The 4332-nt window shown below is 71.4% G+C and carries 2 protein-coding genes and 1 pseudogene; all 3 read left to right on the forward strand.

Annotation, left to right across the window (positions count from 1 at the left end):
- Positions 1-1844, forward strand: a pseudogene (locus FNH04_RS42125) (type I polyketide synthase); the annotation flags it as partial.
- A 75-nt stretch (positions 1845-1919) separates the two neighbouring features.
- On the forward strand, positions 1920-3209 hold the full coding sequence (locus FNH04_RS42130) for a phenylacetate--CoA ligase family protein (RefSeq protein WP_152791524.1): 1290 nt from the start codon (positions 1920-1922) through the stop codon (positions 3207-3209).
- Between the two features lie 50 nt (positions 3210-3259).
- Positions 3260-4069, forward strand: coding sequence for a methyltransferase domain-containing protein (locus tag FNH04_RS42135; protein WP_194236999.1), 810 nt, complete (start codon positions 3260-3262; stop codon positions 4067-4069).
- Positions 4070-4332: the final 263 nt, after the last annotated feature.

Below are 4332 nucleotides of genomic sequence, written 5' to 3' on the forward strand. Positions count from 1 at the left end.
CCGTACGGCCTCCGGGCCCCTTACAGCCTTCCGCCCCCGCCCGGTCCTTCGCCCCGGAGGCCGTACGGGCCTTCACCGAAGGCCGCCCCTACGACTGCTTCGGCCCCGGCTGGGAGCCGACCCGGAGCCACATACGCCCGCCCCGGACCGGAGACGGCCGGATGCGGCTGCTGCGCGAGGTGTCCGTATGCGACCCCTCGGGCGGACCGTGGGGACGCGGCTATCTGCGGGCCGAGACGCCGATCGCGCCCGACGACTGGTTCTTCGAGGGCCACTTCACCAACGACCCGTGCATGCCGGGCACCCTGATGTTCGAGGGCTGTCTGCAGGCCATGGCCTTCTACCTCGCCGCCACCGGCTGCACGGTCGACCGTGACGGCTGGCGCTTCGAACCGGCCCCGGACAACCCCGTGCCGATGGTCTGCCGGGGCCAGGTCACTCCCGACAGCCGGCTCCTGACGTACGAGGTCTTCGTGTCCGAGGTGTCGGGACTGCCGGCCGGGTCCGAACCGGAACTGCGGGCCGACGTCCTCTGCACCGTCGACGGAGTCAAGGCCTTCCACGCCCGCGGGGTCCGGCTGCGTCTGGTGCCCGACTGGCCGCTGACCCACTGGCGCCACCTCGGCCCGCCCACCGTGCAGCCCACCGGCGATCCGGTGCCGCACCAGGTGCTCGCGGGCCTGGCCGGACACCGCGAGACGGCAGCGGTGGCCGAGGTGCAGGGCTTCCGCTACGGCTTCCCCGCGATGCTCGCCTGTGCGTGGGGCAGGCCCAGCGAGGCGTTCGGCGCCGCCTACACCCCGTTCGACAGCGCCCGCCGGCCGGCGAGGCTCCCCGGGCCGCCGTTCCACTTCATGAGCCGCGCGGTCGCCGTGGAGGGCCCGCCCTGGGTGCCCAGGACGGGCAGCGCGGTGGTGGTCGAGTACGACGTACCCGAGCAGGTCTGGTACTTCGAGCAGAACGGCTTCCCCGCCATGCCCCTCGGGGTGCTCATGGAGGTCGTCCTCCAGGCCGGCGGCTGGCTCGCCTCGTACATCGGCAGCGCCCTCGGCCACGACGCCGACCTGCTGTTCCGCAACCTCGACGGCACGGGGACCATCCTCGGGGAGGTCCGCCCCGGCACCCGGGTGCTGCGCACACGGACCCGGCTGAGCGACATCGCCCACAACGGCGACATGATCATCGAGACCTTCGAGGTCGAGTGCCTCGCCGACGGCGAGCCGCTGTTCACACTCACCACGGTGTTCGGCTTCTTCCCTCCGGAGGCGTTCGAGAACCAGACCGGGCTGCCGCCCACCGCCGACGAACGGCGTGCGCCGGACGAGCCGTCCTCCTTCCGCGTCGACCTCACCGCCCGCCCGGACAAGTACTTCGGCGGTCCCGCCCGTCTGCCCGGCCCCATGCTGCTGATGCTCGACCGGGTGACCGGCTACTGGCCGGACGCGGGGCGTGCGGGGCTGGGACGGCTACGGGCGGAGAAGGACGTGGACCCCGGCGAGTGGTTCTTCAAGGCCCACTTCTTCCAGGACCCCGTGCAGCCCGGCTCGCTCGGGGTGCAGGCCATGTACCAGCTCCTCCAGTTCTACGCCCTGGAGCGCGGCCTGGGCGCCGGCCTGCGCCGGCCCCGCTTCGAGCCGGTGCTCCCGGGCCGGGAGCTCACCTGGAAGTACCGGGGGCAGGTCACCCCGCGGAACGAGAAGGTCACCGTCGAGCTGGAGATCACCGAGACCGGCGAGACGGAGTCCGGCCCCTTCGCCGTCGCCGAGGGATGGCTGTGGGCCGACGGCACCCGCATCTACCACGTGGCCGGACTGAGCCTCCGGCTGACCGAGGACGACACCTGACGGGACGACACCCGTACGACGCTCCCCGCGGAACGCACGGCACCCTCCCGCAGCAGACCCCTCCGGAGGCCCACCATGACCGACACCCACACCCACACCCACACCCACACCCACACCCACGACCTCACCGAACTCGTCACCTTCGTGCGCGGCCACTCGCCCTTCTACCGCGATCTCTACGCCCACCTCCCCAGCGGTCCCGTACAGATCGAGGACCTGCCCGTCCTCGACCACTGCGCCTACTGGGCCGCCAACACCGCGCACGACAGCAAGGTGCTCACCGGCCCGCTCATGGACGGCATCGTCTTCAAGTCCGGCGGCACCACCACGGACCCCAAGCTCTCCGTCTACACCCGGCGCGAACTGCTGGACATGAGCCGCCTCCAGGGCAACGGCTTCGCCCGGGCCGGACTGCTCCCCGGCGACCGTGTCGTCAACCTCTTCTACGCCGGGGAGCTGTACGCCAGCTTCCTCTTCAACGTGCTGTGCCTGCAGGAGTCCTCGGTACCGAACGTGCACCTGCCCGTCGCCGCCGCGCCCCTCGACTTCACCGCCCGTGTGATCGAGGACTTCACCGCCACCGCGCTGATGGGCCCGACGACCTCCATCTGCCAACTGGCCGCCCACCTCACCGAGTCCGGCCGCTCGGCACCCGACGTCCACCTCATCATGTTCGCGGGCGAGGCGTTCTACGACGACCAGCGCCCTCTGCTCGAAGAGGCGTTCCCGGGTGCCGCGATCCGCTCCCTCGGCTACGGCAGCGTGGACGGCGGCATGCTGGGCGCGCCCGTGGCCGACGATCCCGACCCCAGGGTCCACACCGTCCACCGGCCACGGACCGTCATCGAGGTCGTCGACGACGACTCCTCGGAGACCATCACCGAACCCGGCAGACCCGGACGGCTGGTCGTCACCGATCTGGGCCGCCGCCTGATGCCGGTGATCCGTTACCCCACCGGCGACCGAGGGGAGTGGGTGGACCACGGGGCCGGACGGTTCAGACTGCTCGGCCGCTCCGACGAGGGCGCCCGGGTCGGGCCCATCACCCTGTACCTGGAGGACCTGCGCGCCCTCGTGCAGCACGTGGTCCAGGGCCGGCCCTTCGCCGGGATGCAGGTGGTGCAGCGCCGCAAGGACGCCAAGGACGAACTCGTCCTCAGGATCGCGGGCGACCTGGGTGACCCGGACACGGCGGGCAAGGCCGTCGCCGCCCGGCTCGACGAGATCCGCCCGATGTTCACGGAACACGTCGAGGCCGGGCTGATCAATCCGCTGACCGTGGAATGCGTTCCGCCCACCGGACTCGCCGTCAACCCCCGCACGGGCAAGCTGATCCGGCTCATCGACGAGCGCCACCCCCACTGAATCAGCCGAGCATGGGACACCTCCAGGCTCCGGACGGGAGACAGCAGCACGTGGACACCACCGAACCACGCACGGCAGGAGGCCTCGCCGACCGCTTCGACGACGTCGACGCGTCCGGCGCCCCCGAGGACTTCGTCACCTATCTGCGGAAGACCGAGCGGAGCGAGGGCGGCCGCATCGTGCGGGAGGCCACCTACCGCGCACTCGGGACCACCGGGGGAAAGGGAGCGGACATCGGGTGCGGCGCGGGCCGCGCCGTCGCGGATCTCGTACGGCTCGGAAGGGACGCCGTGGGGGTCGACAGCAGCCAGGCCATGGTCGACGCGGCCCTGGCCCGGTTCCCGCACTGCCGCATCGTCCAGGGCAGTGCCTTCGACCTGCCGTTCGGGGACGGCGAACTGTCGTGGTACCGGTCCGAGCGGACCTTTCTCCACTTCGACGCTCCCGCCGGGGCACTGTCCGAGGCCCGCAGGGTACTGAGGCCGGGCGGGACGATCGTCCTCGCGGACCCCGATCTCGACTCGCTGGTGCTGAGTTCCCGGTTCCCGCGGACGACCGCCGCGGTCAAGGACGCGTTCTGCTCGACCGTCCCGAACCCCCACGCCGGCACCCGCAGCGCCTACCACCTCGCCGACGCGGGATTCACCGGCATCGAGGTCGTTCCCGTCCTGGTGACCATGAAGGACCACGCGTCCGCGTGCGACCTGGTACTGGAGCCGGCCCTGACCGCGGCCCTCGCCCGGGGCGCCGTCAGTGAGGGTGCGGCGGCGCTGTGGAAGGACGACCTCGGCCATATCTCCCGCCGGAACGTCTTCACCGCGACCGCGACCTTCTTCATCACCACGGCCCGCCGCAGATAGGGTTGCCGGGTCGGTACACCCAGCAGACAGGGGGTAGGAGTACACGGCGCCAGGTAGGGGAGTACCGGGCGGCGGCAGGGGCAGCGCAGGGCATCGGCGAAGCGGAGGACCGGGCTCCTTTCACCCTCATCCGGGGGTGGTGGACCGGCCCGAGTTCCTTCAATCTTCAATAGGAGCGCCGACCGGACATCGGTCCGGCCACCTTCCGGAATCCAGAACACAGGAACCGGACGCCCAGGAGGTGCCCCCCATGGTCTCCCCCC

This window comes from Streptomyces phyllanthi (assembly GCF_009377205.1).
Classification (GTDB): domain Bacteria; phylum Actinomycetota; class Actinomycetes; order Streptomycetales; family Streptomycetaceae; genus Streptomyces; species Streptomyces phyllanthi.

What these genes read in the sequence shown, in the direction of transcription:
- FNH04_RS42130 (WP_152791524.1), top strand. Translation starts at nt 1,920, where the DNA reads ATGACCGACACCCACACCCACACCCACACCCACACCCACACCCACGAC.